Annotated in this window: 8 protein-coding genes and 1 pseudogene; 7 read left to right on the top strand and 2 right to left on the bottom strand. The window is 40.1% G+C overall.

Annotation, left to right across the window (positions count from 1 at the left end; all coding sequences use genetic code 11):
• The first annotated feature begins 17 nt into the window (after window positions 1-17).
• Genes CZ225_RS15470 through CZ225_RS15445 form a run of 6 tightly spaced genes read left to right on the top strand, consistent with a single transcriptional unit; the run spans window position 18 to window position 11,138 of the window.
• Window positions 18-3,128, top strand: coding sequence for an efflux RND transporter permease subunit (locus CZ225_RS15470; RefSeq protein WP_077154646.1), 3,111 nt, complete (start codon window positions 18-20; stop codon window positions 3,126-3,128).
• 2 nt (window positions 3,129-3,130) lie between these two features.
• Window positions 3,131-7,840: an efflux RND transporter permease subunit gene (locus CZ225_RS15465; protein ID WP_077154645.1), complete on the top strand. Its 4,710-nt coding sequence runs from the start codon at window positions 3,131-3,133 to the stop codon at window positions 7,838-7,840.
• Window positions 7,841-7,854: 14 nt separating this feature from the next.
• Entirely contained in the window at window positions 7,855-8,568 is a 714-nt protein-coding gene (locus CZ225_RS15460) for a hypothetical protein (RefSeq protein WP_077155851.1), read from the top strand.
• A gap of 27 nt (window positions 8,569-8,595) precedes the next feature.
• The gene (locus CZ225_RS15455; protein ID WP_077154644.1) at window positions 8,596-9,786 is read left to right on the top strand and encodes a DUF6734 family protein; all 1,191 of its coding nucleotides are present in this window, start codon (window positions 8,596-8,598) and stop codon (window positions 9,784-9,786) included.
• A 27-nt stretch (window positions 9,787-9,813) separates the two neighbouring features.
• The gene (locus CZ225_RS15450) at window positions 9,814-10,776 is read left to right on the top strand and encodes a hypothetical protein (protein WP_077154643.1); all 963 of its coding nucleotides are present in this window, start codon (window positions 9,814-9,816) and stop codon (window positions 10,774-10,776) included.
• A gap of 14 nt (window positions 10,777-10,790) precedes the next feature.
• Window positions 10,791-11,138, top strand: a complete 348-nt coding sequence (locus CZ225_RS15445; RefSeq protein ID WP_077154642.1) for a hypothetical protein — start codon at window positions 10,791-10,793, stop codon at window positions 11,136-11,138.
• 470 nt (window positions 11,139-11,608) lie between these two features.
• Here CZ225_RS15445 and CZ225_RS24715 read toward each other — a convergent pair.
• A pseudogene (locus tag CZ225_RS24715) lies at window positions 11,609-11,788 on the bottom strand (DDE transposase); the annotation flags it as partial.
• A 191-nt stretch (window positions 11,789-11,979) separates the two neighbouring features.
• Window positions 11,980-14,193, bottom strand: a complete 2,214-nt coding sequence (locus tag CZ225_RS15435) for a patatin-like phospholipase family protein (protein WP_077154640.1) — start codon at window positions 14,191-14,193, stop codon at window positions 11,980-11,982.
• A 274-nt stretch (window positions 14,194-14,467) separates the two neighbouring features.
• Here CZ225_RS15435 and CZ225_RS15430 point away from each other — a divergent pair, with 274 nt between their 5' ends.
• Window positions 14,468-15,661, top strand: coding sequence for an efflux RND transporter periplasmic adaptor subunit (locus CZ225_RS15430; RefSeq protein WP_077154639.1), 1,194 nt, complete (start codon window positions 14,468-14,470; stop codon window positions 15,659-15,661).

The following is a 15,661-nucleotide window of genomic DNA, read 5'->3' as shown; positions in this document are numbered from 1 at the left end:
AAAAATAGGAAACACGTATGAAGAATATAATCAAATTTGCAGTAGGCAATCCGGTTACGATTTGTATGATTGTATTTGCCCTTTTGTTGTTGGGAAAAGTATCATACGATCAATTGAGTGTAGACTTATTGCCCGATCTGAACAATCCACGCTTGTTTATCGAGCTGAAGGCTGGCGAACGTCCTCCTGAGGAAATCGAAAAACAATTTGTGAAGAATATGGAGTCTATGGCTATCCGGCAGAGTGATGTTACGCAGGTTTCTTCCGTGATCAAGGCGGGAACTGCTCGAATCACTGTTGAGTATACTTGGACAAAAGATATGGATGAAGCTTTCCTCGATTTACAGAAAGCGATGAATCCATTCGCTCAAAACAAGGATATCACTGAGTTGAAAATTACTCAGCATGATGCCAATCTGTCACCCGTAGTGCTGGTAGGTATGTCGCATCAGAGTATTACAGATATGGCGGAACTGCGGAAAATAGCCGAAAGTTATATCCGGAATGAATTGATCCGCTTGGAGGGGGTTGCCGAAGTTACTCTTTCGGGAGAGGAAGTGAGTACGTTGACTATTCAAACAGATCCTTATAAACTAAACGCATTCCAGCTAAAGATAGAGGATGTCGCTTCCCGTATCGAATCAAACAACCAGAGTATATCCGGGGGGCAGGTTAGTGAACTAGGGCTGCAATATTTAGTAAAGAGTTCAAGTTTGTTCACAACGGAGGCTGATTTTGAGAATCTGATTGTGGGTTACAAGCCGGTGCAGCAACAAAGCACTTCTGGAAACAACTCTTCCGAAGCTGCTGATGCAAATAAAGCACCTATCTTTTTGAAAGAAATAGCAACTGTGCAGTTTATGAATGCTCGTCCGGAGAATATCGTTCGTATCAATGGTCAGCGTAGCATCGGTTTGTCTATTTATAAAGAGATGCGTTTTAATACGGTGAAAGTGGTGGATGAGGTAACCCGTAAGTTGGCTGTAATAGAGAGTGCACTCCCCGGTTATCATTTTCAAGTGATCTCTAATCAAGGTACGTTTATAAAAAGTGCGATTGGGGAGGTAAAAAGTAGTGCTTTATTGGGGGTAGTTCTTGCTATTGTTGTATTGTTCATATTCCTTCGTCGAATGGGGACGACATTAATTGTCAGTCTTGCTATTCCAATTTCGATTGTGGCTACTTTCAATCTGATGTTCTTCAATGGACTTACATTGAATATTATGACGTTGGGAGGACTTGCTCTTGGTGCAGGTATGTTGGTGGATAATGCCATTGTAGTGATAGAAAGTATTTTCCGAAATCAGGAGAAAGGGCTGAGTGCCAAGGAGGCTGCTATTACGGGAACTGCTGAGGTTGCCAATGCGGTAATAGCTTCTACTTTGACGACTATTGTCGTATTTCTTCCGATCGTTTATCTTCACGGAGCTTCAGGTGAATTGTTCAAGGATCAAGCGTGGACGGTTACTTTTTCACTTTTGTCTTCTTTATTCGTAGCTATTTTGGTGATACCGATGCTCTATATCCAGCTTTCCGGTAAGAAAGTGAAGATGGAGGAGGTGAAATCAATCCGGATGACGGGATATAGCAAAATACTTCGTAATTTGGTTCATCATCGTTGGTGGGTGATTGGCACTGCAATATTATTACTTATCGTAACAGGTTTGCTGACTCCGTATATTGGAACTGAATTTATGCCTCGAACTGAGAGCAAAGCTTTTACAGCTGTCGTTAAAATGCCGGAAGGTACACAGATGGAACGTACTTCTGCGGCGGTAGGCAATTTAGAAGATTTGTTATATACTATTGTCGGAGGTGATTCATTGTGTACGGTATATAGTCACGTCGGAGAAGGAAGCGGGTCTGAAAATGCGATCTTTGAGGGAGAAAATACGGCAATGATGAAAGTGATTCTTTCGCCGGAATGTGCTCTTTCATCAGAAAAGGTAATTGCTCAATTCGTTGAGTCTGCGAAGAATCCTGATGGGTTGGAAGTAACGATCCGGCAGGATGAGAACTCTTTGAGCTCGCTTTTAGGTAGTGAAGGAGCTCCTATCATTGTGGAGGTTAAAGGTGAGGAACTGGATGAGATCGCAGAAATCACTGAAGAGGTAAAAGATAAAATGTTGGGAGTAAACGGGCTATATGATGTAAGTACTTCTATAGAAGATGGCGCACCAGAAGTTGTCATTTCCATTAACCGTACCATAGCTGGCATTAACAACTTAAGTGTGGCTACAGTTATTGAACAGTTAAAGCAGCAATTAAGTGGCAAGGAGGTTGGAAAAATGGAATATCGCGGGGAGATGCGTGATATCGTAATTAAAGTTCCGGACATACCTTTGAGTTCGCTTGGGTCGCTCGTAATCAAAAGTGGTACACAAGAGTTTTTATTACAGGAAGTTGCCACAATTACTCATGGGCAGGCTCCTAAAGAGATATTGCGCCGCAATCAGAGCCGCATTGGTAAAGTAATGGCGAATATGGATGCCAGTAAGTCACTGGATAAAGTAGCAGAGGAGGTACGTCAAACGGTTAAGGAAATTGACCTGCCTGCAAATTATACTATTACGGTAACCGGAGAAGAGGAGAAGAGACAGGAGTCTATGAATAGCCTATTGTTTGCTCTGATACTCTCTGTAGTGCTTGTCTATATGGTGATGGCTTCTCAGTTCGAATCATTATTGCATCCTTTCACGATTCTGTTGACTATTCCATTAGCTGTAGTAGGTGCTATTTTACTTTTCTTCATTACAGGAACAACCATTAACATGATGGGGGTCATCGGTATTGTGATGTTGGGAGGTATTGCTGTCAATAACTCTATCATTTTAGTAGACCGTATCAATCAGCTTAGCCAGGCGGGAATGGAATTGACCGATGCGATTGTGGAAGCGGGACAACAACGTATCAGACCTATTATTATGACTACGCTGACTACTGTTTTGGCGATGCTTCCGATGACATTTGATTTTGGTGAAGGTGCTTCTCTGCGTTCGCCGATGGCTATTGCTGTAATTGGAGGTTTGGTTACTTCTACTTTGATGAGCTTGATGGTTATCCCTTGTGTATATTATGTCTTGGAAAAACTCAAAAGGCGTATAAATCACCGAACTAAAAACAGCTAAAGATGAACTTTTTACTAAATAGGAGAATTACGATTTGTATGCTGTTTATTGCACTTAGCCTTTTAGGTTATGTGTCGTATAAACAGCTTCCGGTGGAGTTGCTGCCTAATGCGGAACTTCCGGTATTGTTTATTCAAGTTTCGTCACAGCAAGATATGGATCCTTCGTATGTAGAGTCGGAAATCGTCATTCCACTCGAAGGGGCCGTCAGTGCGATAGGGGGAGTAGACAAGCTGCAATCTAGGATTGACAGGAGACAGTCGAGCATACAAATTGATTTTAAGAAGAATATCAACTTTAAGATGACTTCTCTTAAACTACAGGAGAAGGTGAACGAGATTGCCGCTTCGTTTCCTAGTGGCTTTACCGTGCAGGTACAGAAAGTTGATATTGCTCAAATGAGTAATAACTTTATGGTACTTCAGGTGCGCGGTTCCGGTGGAACCGACCGCGTCAGAAATTTAGTGGATGATCATATTCGTCCTGACCTGGAGAATATAGATGGGGTAGCTTCTGTCAATGTATATGGAGGACGGCAAAAGGCTATTGAGGTGCGTCTCAATCCGGAAACATGTAAGGCCTTGAACCTCACGCCATCCAAAATAAGCGGTCTTCTTTCGCAAAACACACAGGAAAAAACATTTGTAGGTTTTGCTAATGAACCGGATAGTAAGAATTTCGTCCATGTCAATGCTATGTATACGGAAGTGGCTGATTTGGAGAATATTGTTGTGGCACCGGGACCTATTTTACTGAAAGATGTGGCTACGGTATTTTTTGATTTGAAGGAAGAAACTACTTATAGTCGTGTTAATGGGAAGGAAGCTGTTTCGGTTGCCTTGATTAATGATTCGCAAGCTAACCTGATTGAACTTTCACATCGTGTTTCCGATGTGGTGGATACGCTGAATGAGAAGTTGACTCCACTTGATCTGGAAATAGTAGTGCAGGAGAATAAAGCGGAAACTATGGAGGATAATATCAATCAAATCATTAACTTGGCGTTAGTGGGTGGTTTGTTAGCTGTGTTTATCCTTTGGCTTTTCTTGAAAAATATACGGTTGGTATTTTTTATTGCACTTTCTATTCCTATCTCTGTTTATACGGCTTTCAACTTCTTTTATGCTTCAGGAATTACTATCAATAGTCTTACATTGGTAGGAATGGCACTGGCGATCGGAATGTTGTTGGATAACAGTGTTGTGGTGCTTGAAAATATTTATCGTTTGTCAGGGAGTGGTTGTACACCCGAACGTTCGGTTACTCAAGGAACCAAAGAGGTATGGCGTTCTATTGTGGCAGCTACGCTGACCACAATTACTGTATTTTTGCCGTTTGTCTTTTCCGATAATTTCTTGATCAAGCTAATCGGCCATCATATCGGAGTTTCTATTATCTCTACCTTGACTGTTTCTTTATTTGTTGCTTTGCTTTTCATTCCCATGGTTACTTATCTGATCTTGAAAAAGAAAAACGGTAATAGTATCATTTATGAAAAGGTATCGATCGTGCAACGTCCGATACAGATTTATCTGGTTTTATTAAAGACTTGCATGCGCAATCCCGGGGTCACTATTTTCGGATCTGTAGTTTTGCTTTTTACAACTCTCATACTATCGCTGACATTGAATGTGCAGCAGATGAAAGAAGTAGAATCTGACCGGTTCGATATTAGTGTAATGATGAATACCGGAAGTACTCTTGAAAATACAGATAAGATCGTTCGATTATTGGAAGAACGTTTGGCTGATGTACCCGAAAAGAAAGATTTGATTTGTCGTGTTCGGGAAAAAGAGGCAACTCTCACCCTTGTTTTGCAAGAAGATTATCAGAAAATAGCTAAACGGAAAATAGCGGATATCAAATCGGATGTACAGGGTAAAGTCTCAAACATAAACGGAGCTGAGATATATGTTTCTGATCCCATGGGAGGGGGGGGAGATAATTCTGCTCTGAGTAGTCTCGGTGGTTTTATGCGTTTATTGGGTATAGGAAATAATCGAGAACGGGTTGTTATCCGAGGGGCTGATTTTGAGATGATGCAAATGGTAGCTGAGGAGATACGTTATTTATTGGATGGACAGGATTTTGTGCAAGGTACTCACGTATCTTTTACTCCCCGGCAACCGGAAATAAATCTGAATTTTGATCCGATTTTACTGACTACTTATGATATTAACCGCAACAATATAACTTCGGGATTGACATCGCTCAATCGTGAGTTTTCTTCAGAAGCTACTTTTAAGGTAGGAGATGATACGTATGATATTATCATTCGTGACGAAATACCGGAAGAAGAAACTGAAGAGGAGGCAAAAGAAAAAGCTCAAAAGGAAAAAACAGTAGATGATTTACGGGCTGTTCAAATAGAGAATGCCAATGGCGGTATACATAACTTGGAAGATATATCAACCATTAACTATGGTCGTGGACGTTCTCGGATTATACGTGTCAATCAGGATAAGCAGATTGAGGTATATTATAATTTCCCAAGAGATGTTCAGTCTTCAAAGGATTTGCTGGAAGGATACCGTTCTGATATTGATCAGTTGATTGCTAACTATAACCTTCCCGCCGGAGTGGCTGTGCAAGTATTTCATGAAGAGGATGAGTTCGGGGATTTCAAGTTTCTCATATTGGCAGCATTTATCCTGATCTTTATGATTCTTGCTTCTGTTTTTGAGTCTGTCGTGACGCCTTTTGTATTGCTTTTTACTATACCATTGGCTGCTATCGGTTCTTTATTGGCACTGCTCCTTACTGGTAATAGCTTAATGAATGCGAATACATTGACAGGGTTTTTGATATTGTTGGGAGTGGTTGTTAATAACGGAATTATATTGATCGATTACGCTAATATTTTGCGCTCAAGGGGATATCGCCGTAACAGAGCGTTGATGACTGCCGGTATGTCCCGTATTCGTCCGATTTTGATTACCTCCATCACAACGATTGCTGCTATGCTTCCGTTGGCTATGGGAGATACAGAGTATGCAGGAGCTATTGGTGCTCCATTTGCGATTACAGTAATCGGCGGACTTCTTTTCTCTGCTTTATTGACGTTGATTTTAATTCCTACTGTCTGTATGGGGTTGGAGAATGTGCTTCAGTGGTATCGTTCATTATCCCTTAAGATATGGATCACTCATCTTATTCTTTTTGTAGTCGGTATAATTAGTATTTGGTTGTATGCCGATGGAATGCTCTGGCAAACAATCTATCTGGTAGCATTAATTGCAGGTATACCGGGCATGACCTATTTTGCACAGACTAGTCTTAGACGAGCAAAATCGAAGGTAATAGATCCGAGTGAGGAGATACATATCTCTGTCAGGAATTTGGTTAAAATATATGATTGGCCGGGGCGTTTTAGCCGTCAATGGCATAGTGGATTGCAAATACGTAAGCATTTGGGATTGAGTAATGAATATCATTCATTGAAAGATTTTGTGAATGTATTGTGGCAATTTGGCATTCTGGTATTCGGCATTTATTTCACTTATTTCTTTATTCAAAACAGACTCTGGATATTCTTATTCTCCTTTGCAATTTATGCATCTGTTCTGTATTTGTGGAGGAAAGTGCGTTCTTATTTGTATTATCGTTACGAGAATAGTAAATGGGTGAAGATGTTCAATCGTGCGATATTCTGGAGTCTTCCTCCTATAATATTGTTTGAGTTATTCAGGAAGATGGAAAATAACGGTCTGGTGATCATGATCGGATTGTTGTGGTTTGTAGGTATTGCCATTTATGTTACTTCTCAGTATTTATATGATCATAATATAAATATTGAGCGCGTGTCCGGACGTTATGCAGGACTTCGCCGTTCCTATTTCCGTATGGTAAAAAGTGTTCCATTGATTGGAAAGCGGCGCAAACCTTTCAAAGCATTGCGTGGCGTGTCGTTTGAGATTCAAACAGGTATGTTCGGCTTGTTGGGACCTAATGGAGCCGGAAAGTCAACTCTGATGCGCGTGATCTGTGGAATATTTGAACAAAGTTATGGAAGCATATGGATCAATGGTCTTGATACTCGTATCTATAGGGAAGAATTGCAGAGCTTGATAGGATTTCTGCCCCAGGAATTTGGTACTTACGAAAATATGACATCGTGGGAATTTCTTGATTATCAGGCTATATTGAAAGGCATTGTTGATGGAAAGTTACGTAAGGAACGTTTGGATTATGTTCTGAAAGCAGTGCATATGTATGAACGGAAAGATGAAAAAATCGGTTCATTCTCAGGCGGTATGAAGCAACGTATCGGTATTGCGCTTATCTTACTCCATTTACCACGTATTCTGGTTGTAGATGAGCCTACGGCAGGGTTGGACCCGCGTGAGCGTATACGTTTCCGTAATCTATTGGTCGAGTTGAGTAAAGACCGTGTGGTTATTTTCTCTACTCATATCATTGAAGATATATCCAGTTCTTGTAATCAGGTGGTGGTGATCAATAAAGGTGAACTGAAGTACTTTGGTAATCCTTCGGACATGGTGGAAATGGCTAATGGCAAAGTATGGCAGTTTAGTATTGATAAGACAGAATTTGAAAAGGTGCTGGATAAATCATTGGTAATACATCATATTCAACAAGATGACTCTATTTTGGTACGTTATCTTTCTATAGATCAACCTTATGAGGGAGCTGTGGAAGTAGAAGCTAATTTGGAAGACGCTTATCTTTGTCTATTGAAGAATATGAATTAAAAGAAGAGAAGGATATGACATTGAATCAAATTATACAGTTGTTGCCCAAAGTTGTCAAATATAACCTGAAGATTATATTTGCCGGGAAGTTTATCTGGTTTCTTTTGGCGGCATTTAGCTTTTTTGCCTTTTTTATGTTCCAGAATGCATGGAAACGAGAGGAAATTAATGAAGGACTTATCTATGGTATCCTTCTATTTCCATGTATATTGCTTATTTTCTATCCGGCTGTGTTCGGTATTCAAAATGACGAAGATAGTCGGATATTGGAAATCCTTTTTGGTATTCCGGATTATAAATATAAAGTATGGGGGGTGCGGTTACTTATGATATATGTAGCTATTTTTGTCATTTTAATTGTCTTTTCATATGTGGCTATTATTTTATTGTATCCGGTCAATCCGCTTGAGATGTCTTTACAGTTGATGTTTCCGGTGCTTTTCTTCGGAAATATGGCTTTTATGCTTTCTACTATTACACGCAGTGGAAATGGGACAGCCGTACTAATGATTATCATAGGTATTGTTTTAATTTTTGTTAGTAGAATGAATGACATGGATCGTTCTTTCTGGAATGTCATGTTGAATCCTTTTAGTATGCCTGAAGGTTTTCATCCGATGATATGGGAAAGTGTCCTCATCAAAAATCGTATATTCCTTTTTTCTGCTAGTGTAATCTGGGCGATGATTGGGTTGCTGAATTTACAGAAAAGGGAAAAATTTGTGTAGTAAGCGAATCTAAAGACAAAAACACTCATGAGAGCAAATCTGAAAATAACACAAACGTTCTGGACAGCGAACAAATCGCTGTTGGAGAATGGATTCGGATGGCCTCATCTGCAGTATCATCTGATGTCATGGGCATTAAGTTGCTTGAGTCTTCGTAAAAGCTATGACAATGTAGTGCTTTATACGGATAGCAATGGGTATAAGGTCTTTATCGAGTTGCTGAAACTTCCTTATACGGAAGTGGTGGTGCAATATGACGACTTGCGGTGTCCGGACATCCATTGGGCTTATCCCAAAATGCTTACTTATTCGTTGCAGGCGGAACCGTTTATCCATGTGGACGGAGACGTGTATCTTCCCCATCGTTTGGATGCTTCTATCGAGTCCGGTGGATTGATAGCCCAAAATGTGGAAATGGGAACTCAATATTACAAAAACATGATGAACGACCTGTTGCGAAGAAATTACCGGATGCCGGAATTTCTGCACAAGGTGTTGGAGCGTGATCTCATTCCTTCGTACAATGCCGGTTTCTTGGGTGGAAACGACCTTGAATTTATACAGGAGTATTGCCGGATTGCTTTTCGGTTTATCGAGGATAACGGTTTACTCGATTATCATAGTCGGAATCTGGGTGTGAACAACAACCTGCTTTTCGAACAGACACTGTTTGCAGCCCTTGCCGAAGAGCGTGGAAAAGAGGTGGCAAGTGTGCTGGGATATGTAGTGCCGGACAATGGTTACGATTATCACCGTTTTTGCGATTTCTACCGTTTCGAGGATGTCAAGTTCCTGCATCTGCTGGGCGGACACAAACGCAACCAGCGCGCCTGCGAACTGCTTGGCAAGACATTGCTCGACCGTTATCCTGATTACTACCGTCGGATTGTGGAACTCTTTCCGCAGAACAACAAGCGTCTGGGAGGTATCAAGCAGGAACTTCCGGACATGACTGTCCAGCAATGTATTGCGTTGTATCAGGATTATCTGTGCGACCGCATAGCTGAGTGGAAGGAATTGCCTAACGAAACGCTGTATGATTGGGAGCACCGCCTTTCCTCTTATTCCCATTTTATCAATGCCAACCGTGAGCAACAGGCGGTTTGTTTGATGAGGAAGATAACGGTCTATCTGACGAAGAAAATCGGGAAACAGCACCGGAAAGTCGCTCAAAATAGGAATGAAAATCCTAGCAGTTCTAGAGTAAAAACAATGTAGAAAATCAAAACAGTTTCTTAAATTAATATGTATAAGTTTGAAGTTTTTATATGTATTCAGCTTTTATTGATATGTGTATCTTGTGGTAAGCATAATAAAGTAGATAAGGCTGATATAGGTGTAAAGAAAAATATTTCTGTGGTTGTTGAAAACCAAGAGGATTTGTTTCAGCAATCATTGAAAGATACGGTTGAGAATATAGATTCAGAAGCCGTGAATATGTTGAAAGAATTTTATGCAACTGAACTTAAACCTATTATAAGAAAGGAGAAAGAACTTAAAAAAGATTATGCCAAGTATTTTACGAAGGCAATGAGAAGTAAGATATGGAGAATGACTTGGGATGCGGGTGCAAGCATGGTAATTCGCGCACAGGATGTTCCGGAAGACTCGTGTGAAACGTTAAAAATTGAGCCTTTGGGGAATAGTTGGTATATGGTGCATTATGCATATAGTAGAGGAACACCTTACGAGGGAACAAAAGAAATCCCTGTGAGAGTGGTAAAGGAGGACGGGGAATATCGTGTGGGATACATCACACCGGAGTCGCTCGGGCAACAGTTTGGCGATAGCTTGTGGTACAGTGGCGATACATTTCCTAAAGTGGACCGTAATGAACCGCTCGATTTTGTGAAGAGCTTCTATGATTTTTATACATTGAAACATAGCACGCTATCCGAGAATCTGTTGCAGGAATTAGCTGTTATCCGTGCGGAGTATTTAACTCCCAATGCTTTGTTTCGTTTTAACAAAATGGAGGAATTAAGCAGAAATGATGGTTATCCTGAATATGATGCATTAATAGGACGGCACGATTTTGAATTTCCGTATCGTAATAATGTTTGGGTACATCCTACCGATAAACCGGATGCATTTCAAGTTGGTGTAACAGGTGATACGATTCTTATTAATGTTGTGAAACAGGAAGATGAATATTATATTAACGATATTTACAACAAAGAGTTTGAATCTTTCTTGCCGATAGAGTAACAAAAACTGCCATTATGAAAAAGAAATCTTTTTTACTATTGTCTTTATCGTTTCTTACGTTTGCACCGTTATCAGCGCAGCGTGTAAACGAGAATTACCCCTTCTTGAGTTACTGGGACTTCAAGTTTAGAAATGTGCCTGACTCAGTAGATTGCCGTTATAATCCTAGGAATAATAAATTGTATCTTTCCGGTTTTGATACTAACGGCAAAGGTACATTCTATTTTGCCGGAGGCAACCCGCTCAGCGTCTCTTGCTTTAAAGGAACTACTCTGCAATGGCGTCGCAAAGTATCTGACACACATACCAAGTGTGCCCTGTTCCGCTTGCGTGGGGATAGCTTTTATCTTGTGCACGATTAGACGCATGAACTTATTATCCTGAGTAAGGATGGAACAGGCGATGTGCGTCGTGTGAAGCTGGCAACGAACGATATAGACGAGGAAGTGGTGCACCGAAACTATTTTGTAGTTAGAGACAAGGGATTCAGAGATAAAAAGTTCAATTATATACATAATTGGGAAATACGTCAGTTTAAAGTAAGTTTCTTCAACTATCAGGGAGAGTTGGTATGGACGGACGAGATGAAGCGGGAATATTGTATGAAAATGATGCACTCTATGCCTTACTTGCCGATGTCTGATAAAAATATGGAGATTATATATTATAAAGGGATTTTTCGGGATATGCATTTGTTTGCGAATGTACTTGGAGGACAGTTCTTTCTGACCAGTTTCGGAGACGTTCAATATTCTTACAAGATTCCAGGTGATATTTATTTTAGTGTTTTGCCTTTATCAGCATTGAATGACGAGATAGATATAGAGAGCCATTCACGACCCAAAGCAGAGGACTTCAAATGCATTTGTCGGACCAGGTCCGAGAAAGGAAACAGAGCATGGAGGCGACCTAATTCACTCGTTGCAAAACTTTGACGATATTTTTTTAGCATATCGAACTCAGTAAAACCTAAACAAGGTTCGATTTCGGAGATTTTTTGTATCTTTACCATGTGTTTTTAGTTTAGATTACCCCCATTTTGGTCGTCAAACCGTTTTTGGGGGGGAATGCTTAAAGATACAAAAAAGGCAACTAACTCGCAATGAATTAGTTGCCTTAAATTTTATTATTTTAGGAATATCCTTAGATACTTATGAGGATATACTATTGTTTTTTCGATGCAACGTATTTCCAAAACCTAAGTTAAAAATAATATCCCAGGTTTACATAACAGCTTCCTTTGTCGGTCCGATTGGAATATCCAAATGTGATTTCCAACGGACCGAAGATGCTGTCCATACCATATCCCGCACTGATTCCATATAGTTGCTTGCCTCTTAGTATATCGAAGAAATTACTTTCAGTCAATCCATAATTGCCAGTCAGGGTGAGATAATGAATACTTCCCATCCGTTGGCGGAACTTTATTGAGGCAATCATAATAGAGTTATCCATTAACTCTATATTCGTAATTCCTGCAAAAGGCAATTGCTGGGGAATATACAGGCCATATACTTCGCCGCCGATTGCATTTTGTATCGGATAAGGAAAATCTTTCCCTATCAATATACGTCCATAGATGGAAGGTATGATGGAAAACCGGTGCGTAACGGGGATAACGCTAGTCCAAGAGCCTTTTAATGCAGAGAATGGAGCATGTTCATTATACTGTGCCATATTATCTGTATAGAGTGAATAGGAGGCACTGAAATCACTTCCTTTAGAAGGGAAATATCCCTTGTCATATGTATTGTAATGGACTTGAGCAAAGTAGCTCAAGAGATGTTCAGATTCAATATCTAGATCGGTCAACTCAGGCTTTTTAAACAAAAAGTCTTTGTATTTATAATATTCGAAGCGGAAGCCGAGTCCGAACCGGAAATTCTTATACCAAACGTCTGAAAAACCAAATTCTGCCAGATGGTATTTGTAAGTTAGGTTATAGGCGCGGTCGCCATTGTCATATATGTTGATATCATTATACTGAAACATATATGAAAAATTGAAGTTACGTTGTTGCATAGGTTCGAGGGTATAATCGATCCGAGCGGCATACCGTTTACCCAATCGTCCGGTAAGGGAGATCCGGGAAGGTATATGAGTCTTGATATCTGCGATGCCATTGACTAACAGAGAAGCTATCTCTTCCGAATCGAAGCGGATTCCAAGGTTGATTCTTTTTTCATATTTTTCTTCCAGCATGAAAGTCAGGTGATATCCTTCAGAGGTATGCATTAGTTTGTAGCTGGCACTGGAATAGGATTGGCTGCCCCGTAATTGGAATAGGGCTTGTTCTATTTGTTGGGTGGTGATATCACTGTCTTCTTTTAGATTACATTTTTTCATCAGCCATTTCTTATCCTTTGCTTCTACACCGGTGAAAGAGATTTTTGTCACGAAGATTGTGCGGGAGTTGGAGAGAGAGGAATAGGGACCGTGTTGTTTAGGTACATAATCGTCTGAAATCCCGATTTTCTTTTTTAGGGCAATCAGAGAATCCCATTGTGCTCGTGCTGCTTCTTCTCCGCGTTGCATCAGAGAATCGATAGCTGCCGGTGTGAAACTGGCTGAAGAATATCCGTCTACATTCACACGAATATAAGTATCTGTCAGGTCTACATTCTTTTCATGATTGGTTTGACATGTCAGATCAACAATTTGTCCAAGAATTTCAGGAACGCTATTGAGCTTGTTAGCACTTTTCAGAACGTTTTGCACATCTACTCCGATAATTATATCGGCACCCATAGCCTTAGCAACATCTGCGGGATAGTTATTGACGATGCCACCATCTACAAGTACCATACTGTCTACTCGTACCGGAGTAAACACTCCAGGAATAGCCATACTTGCACGCATAGCGGTTGAAAGCACTCCTTCATGGAACACGACTTGGTCTCCATTGACAACATTTGCCGACACACAGGCAAAAGGAATAGGCAATTTATTGAAATTGATGGAATCATGATAACCCACCGTTAAATCGGAGAATAGATTGGCAAGGTTTTGGCCTTTTATAAGCCCACCGGCAATTTCTTTTGGATTCTTTGTAAATGGAATAGAGACAATATATTTCTCAGAACGTTCGCGATCTGTAAGCGACATGGAACTACGTTTGATACGGTCACTTAAAAGAAAGGTCCAATTCTGCTTTCTTACCATACTGTCCAACTGTTCCGGAGTATAACCGATTGCATAAAGTCCGCCTACTATAGATCCCATACTAGTACCTACTATATAATCAATAGGAATTCCTGCTTCTTCGATGACTTTTAGTGCTTTTATGTGGGCTACTCCCTTAGCCCCGCCGCCACTTAGCACTACACCCACCTTTTTTCGTTGTTGCTGAGCATGAACAGAAAAAGGAATTAATAAACCGATTGATAAAACCAATATGGAAAATAGTTGTTTTTTCATTATAACACGGTTTAAAATTAATGACCATCATATACATTACAAATGTAGGAGATAATTTGTTTAGTTGTTGAAATGTAAATCAGAAAAAATGTTCCAAAAGTCGTAATTGTGGATTAATTCTACATTTTTAAAGCGATTCCACATTTTAGTGTATAGTATGTCGTTTTTGCAATGTGTTGATTATCAAAGAATAAATGTTTTGCGAAGAAAATGGAATGATATTTGTAAAATGCAGAGTAGACAAACATAAGTTAATTTAAATAATTGATTCGATATGAGATTGTTTTTTTCGAAACGAGAGTTGAAACTGAGTAGAAGTAGAACCATTGCTGCTATTATTTGTATGGTTTGCGTATTAGCAACATATTGGATACTGACCCGCCCTCAGAAAGTAGAACCGGAGATTCCAACCGTTATATTGGAGCCAGCTGTAAAAGATGATGTAGAAATCTTTGGAGAGTATGTAGGACGTATTCGTGCCCAACAATTTGTAGAAGTACGTGCTCGTGTGGAGGGGTATTTGGAGAATATGCTTTTTGCAGAAGGTACTTACGTGAATAAGAACCAAGTATTGTTTGTTATCAATCAAGATCAATATCGTGCAAAAGCTGATAAAGCGAGGGCCCAGTTGAAGAAAGACGAAGCGCAGGCATTGAAAGCAGAACGTGATTTGAAACGTATTCGTCCATTGGTTGAACAGAATGCAGCCAGTCAGCTTGACTTGGACAATGCAGAAGCAGCCTATGAAAGTGCTGTTGCAACGGTAGCCATGAGTGAGGCTGATTTGGCTCAGGCCGAACTTGAATTAGGGTATACAGTAGTTCGTTCTCCGTTATCCGGTCATATTAGTGAAAGAAATGTGGATTTGGGAACATTAGTAGGACCGGGAGGTAAATCTTTGCTCGCTACCATTGTTAAGAGTGACACGGTATTAGTAGACTTTAGTATGACAGCATTAGACTATTTGAAAAGTAAGGAACGTAATATTAATTTAGGACAAAAGGATTCAACTCGTTCCTGGCAGCCAAATATTACTATTACTCTGGCTGATAATACCGTATATCCATATAAAGGATTTGTAGACTTTGCTGAACCGCAGGTAGATCCTCAGACTGGTACCTTCTCTGTACGTGCGGAAATGCCCAATCCTAAACAAGTATTATTACCTGGACAATTTACCAAAGTAAAACTTTTGTTAGATGTACGTGAAGGTGCAATTGTAGTACCGATGAAAGCTATTACGATTGAGAAAGGCGGAGCATATATTTATACGGTGCGTAAAGATGATACGGTGGAGAAGCGTTTTATAGAATTAGGTCCTGAAGTAGGAAATAGAGTGGTAGTAGAAAGAGGACTGGCCGTAGGCGAATTAGTTGTAGTAGAAGGTTTCCATAAGTTAACTCCTGGAATGAAAGTAAGATTCGGTGAGTCGGAAGAGGAAATAATGATTAATGCCAAAGAAGAATGA

The sequence above is a fragment of the Bacteroides bouchesdurhonensis genome, from assembly GCF_900155865.1.
Taxonomy (GTDB): domain Bacteria; phylum Bacteroidota; class Bacteroidia; order Bacteroidales; family Bacteroidaceae; genus Bacteroides; species Bacteroides bouchesdurhonensis.
This window is presented reverse-complemented; position numbering and strand designations above follow the sequence as displayed.

Bases quoted from the DNA above. Each gene is read 5' to 3' on its own strand.
- CZ225_RS15435 (WP_077154640.1), bottom strand. From the start codon at position 14,193: ATGAAAAAACAACTATTTTCCATATTGGTTTTATCAATCGGTTTATTA.
- CZ225_RS15450 (WP_077154643.1), top strand. From the start codon at position 9,814: ATGTATAAGTTTGAAGTTTTTATATGTATTCAGCTTTTATTGATATGT.
- CZ225_RS15445 (WP_077154642.1), top strand. From the start codon at position 10,791: ATGAAAAAGAAATCTTTTTTACTATTGTCTTTATCGTTTCTTACGTTT.
- CZ225_RS15430 (WP_077154639.1), top strand. From the start codon at position 14,468: ATGAGATTGTTTTTTTCGAAACGAGAGTTGAAACTGAGTAGAAGTAGA.
- CZ225_RS15460 (WP_077155851.1), top strand. From the start codon at position 7,855: ATGACATTGAATCAAATTATACAGTTGTTGCCCAAAGTTGTCAAATAT.
- CZ225_RS15455 (WP_077154644.1), top strand. From the start codon at position 8,596: ATGAGAGCAAATCTGAAAATAACACAAACGTTCTGGACAGCGAACAAA.
- CZ225_RS15465 (WP_077154645.1), top strand. From the start codon at position 3,131: ATGAACTTTTTACTAAATAGGAGAATTACGATTTGTATGCTGTTTATT.
- CZ225_RS15470 (WP_077154646.1), top strand. From the start codon at position 18: ATGAAGAATATAATCAAATTTGCAGTAGGCAATCCGGTTACGATTTGT.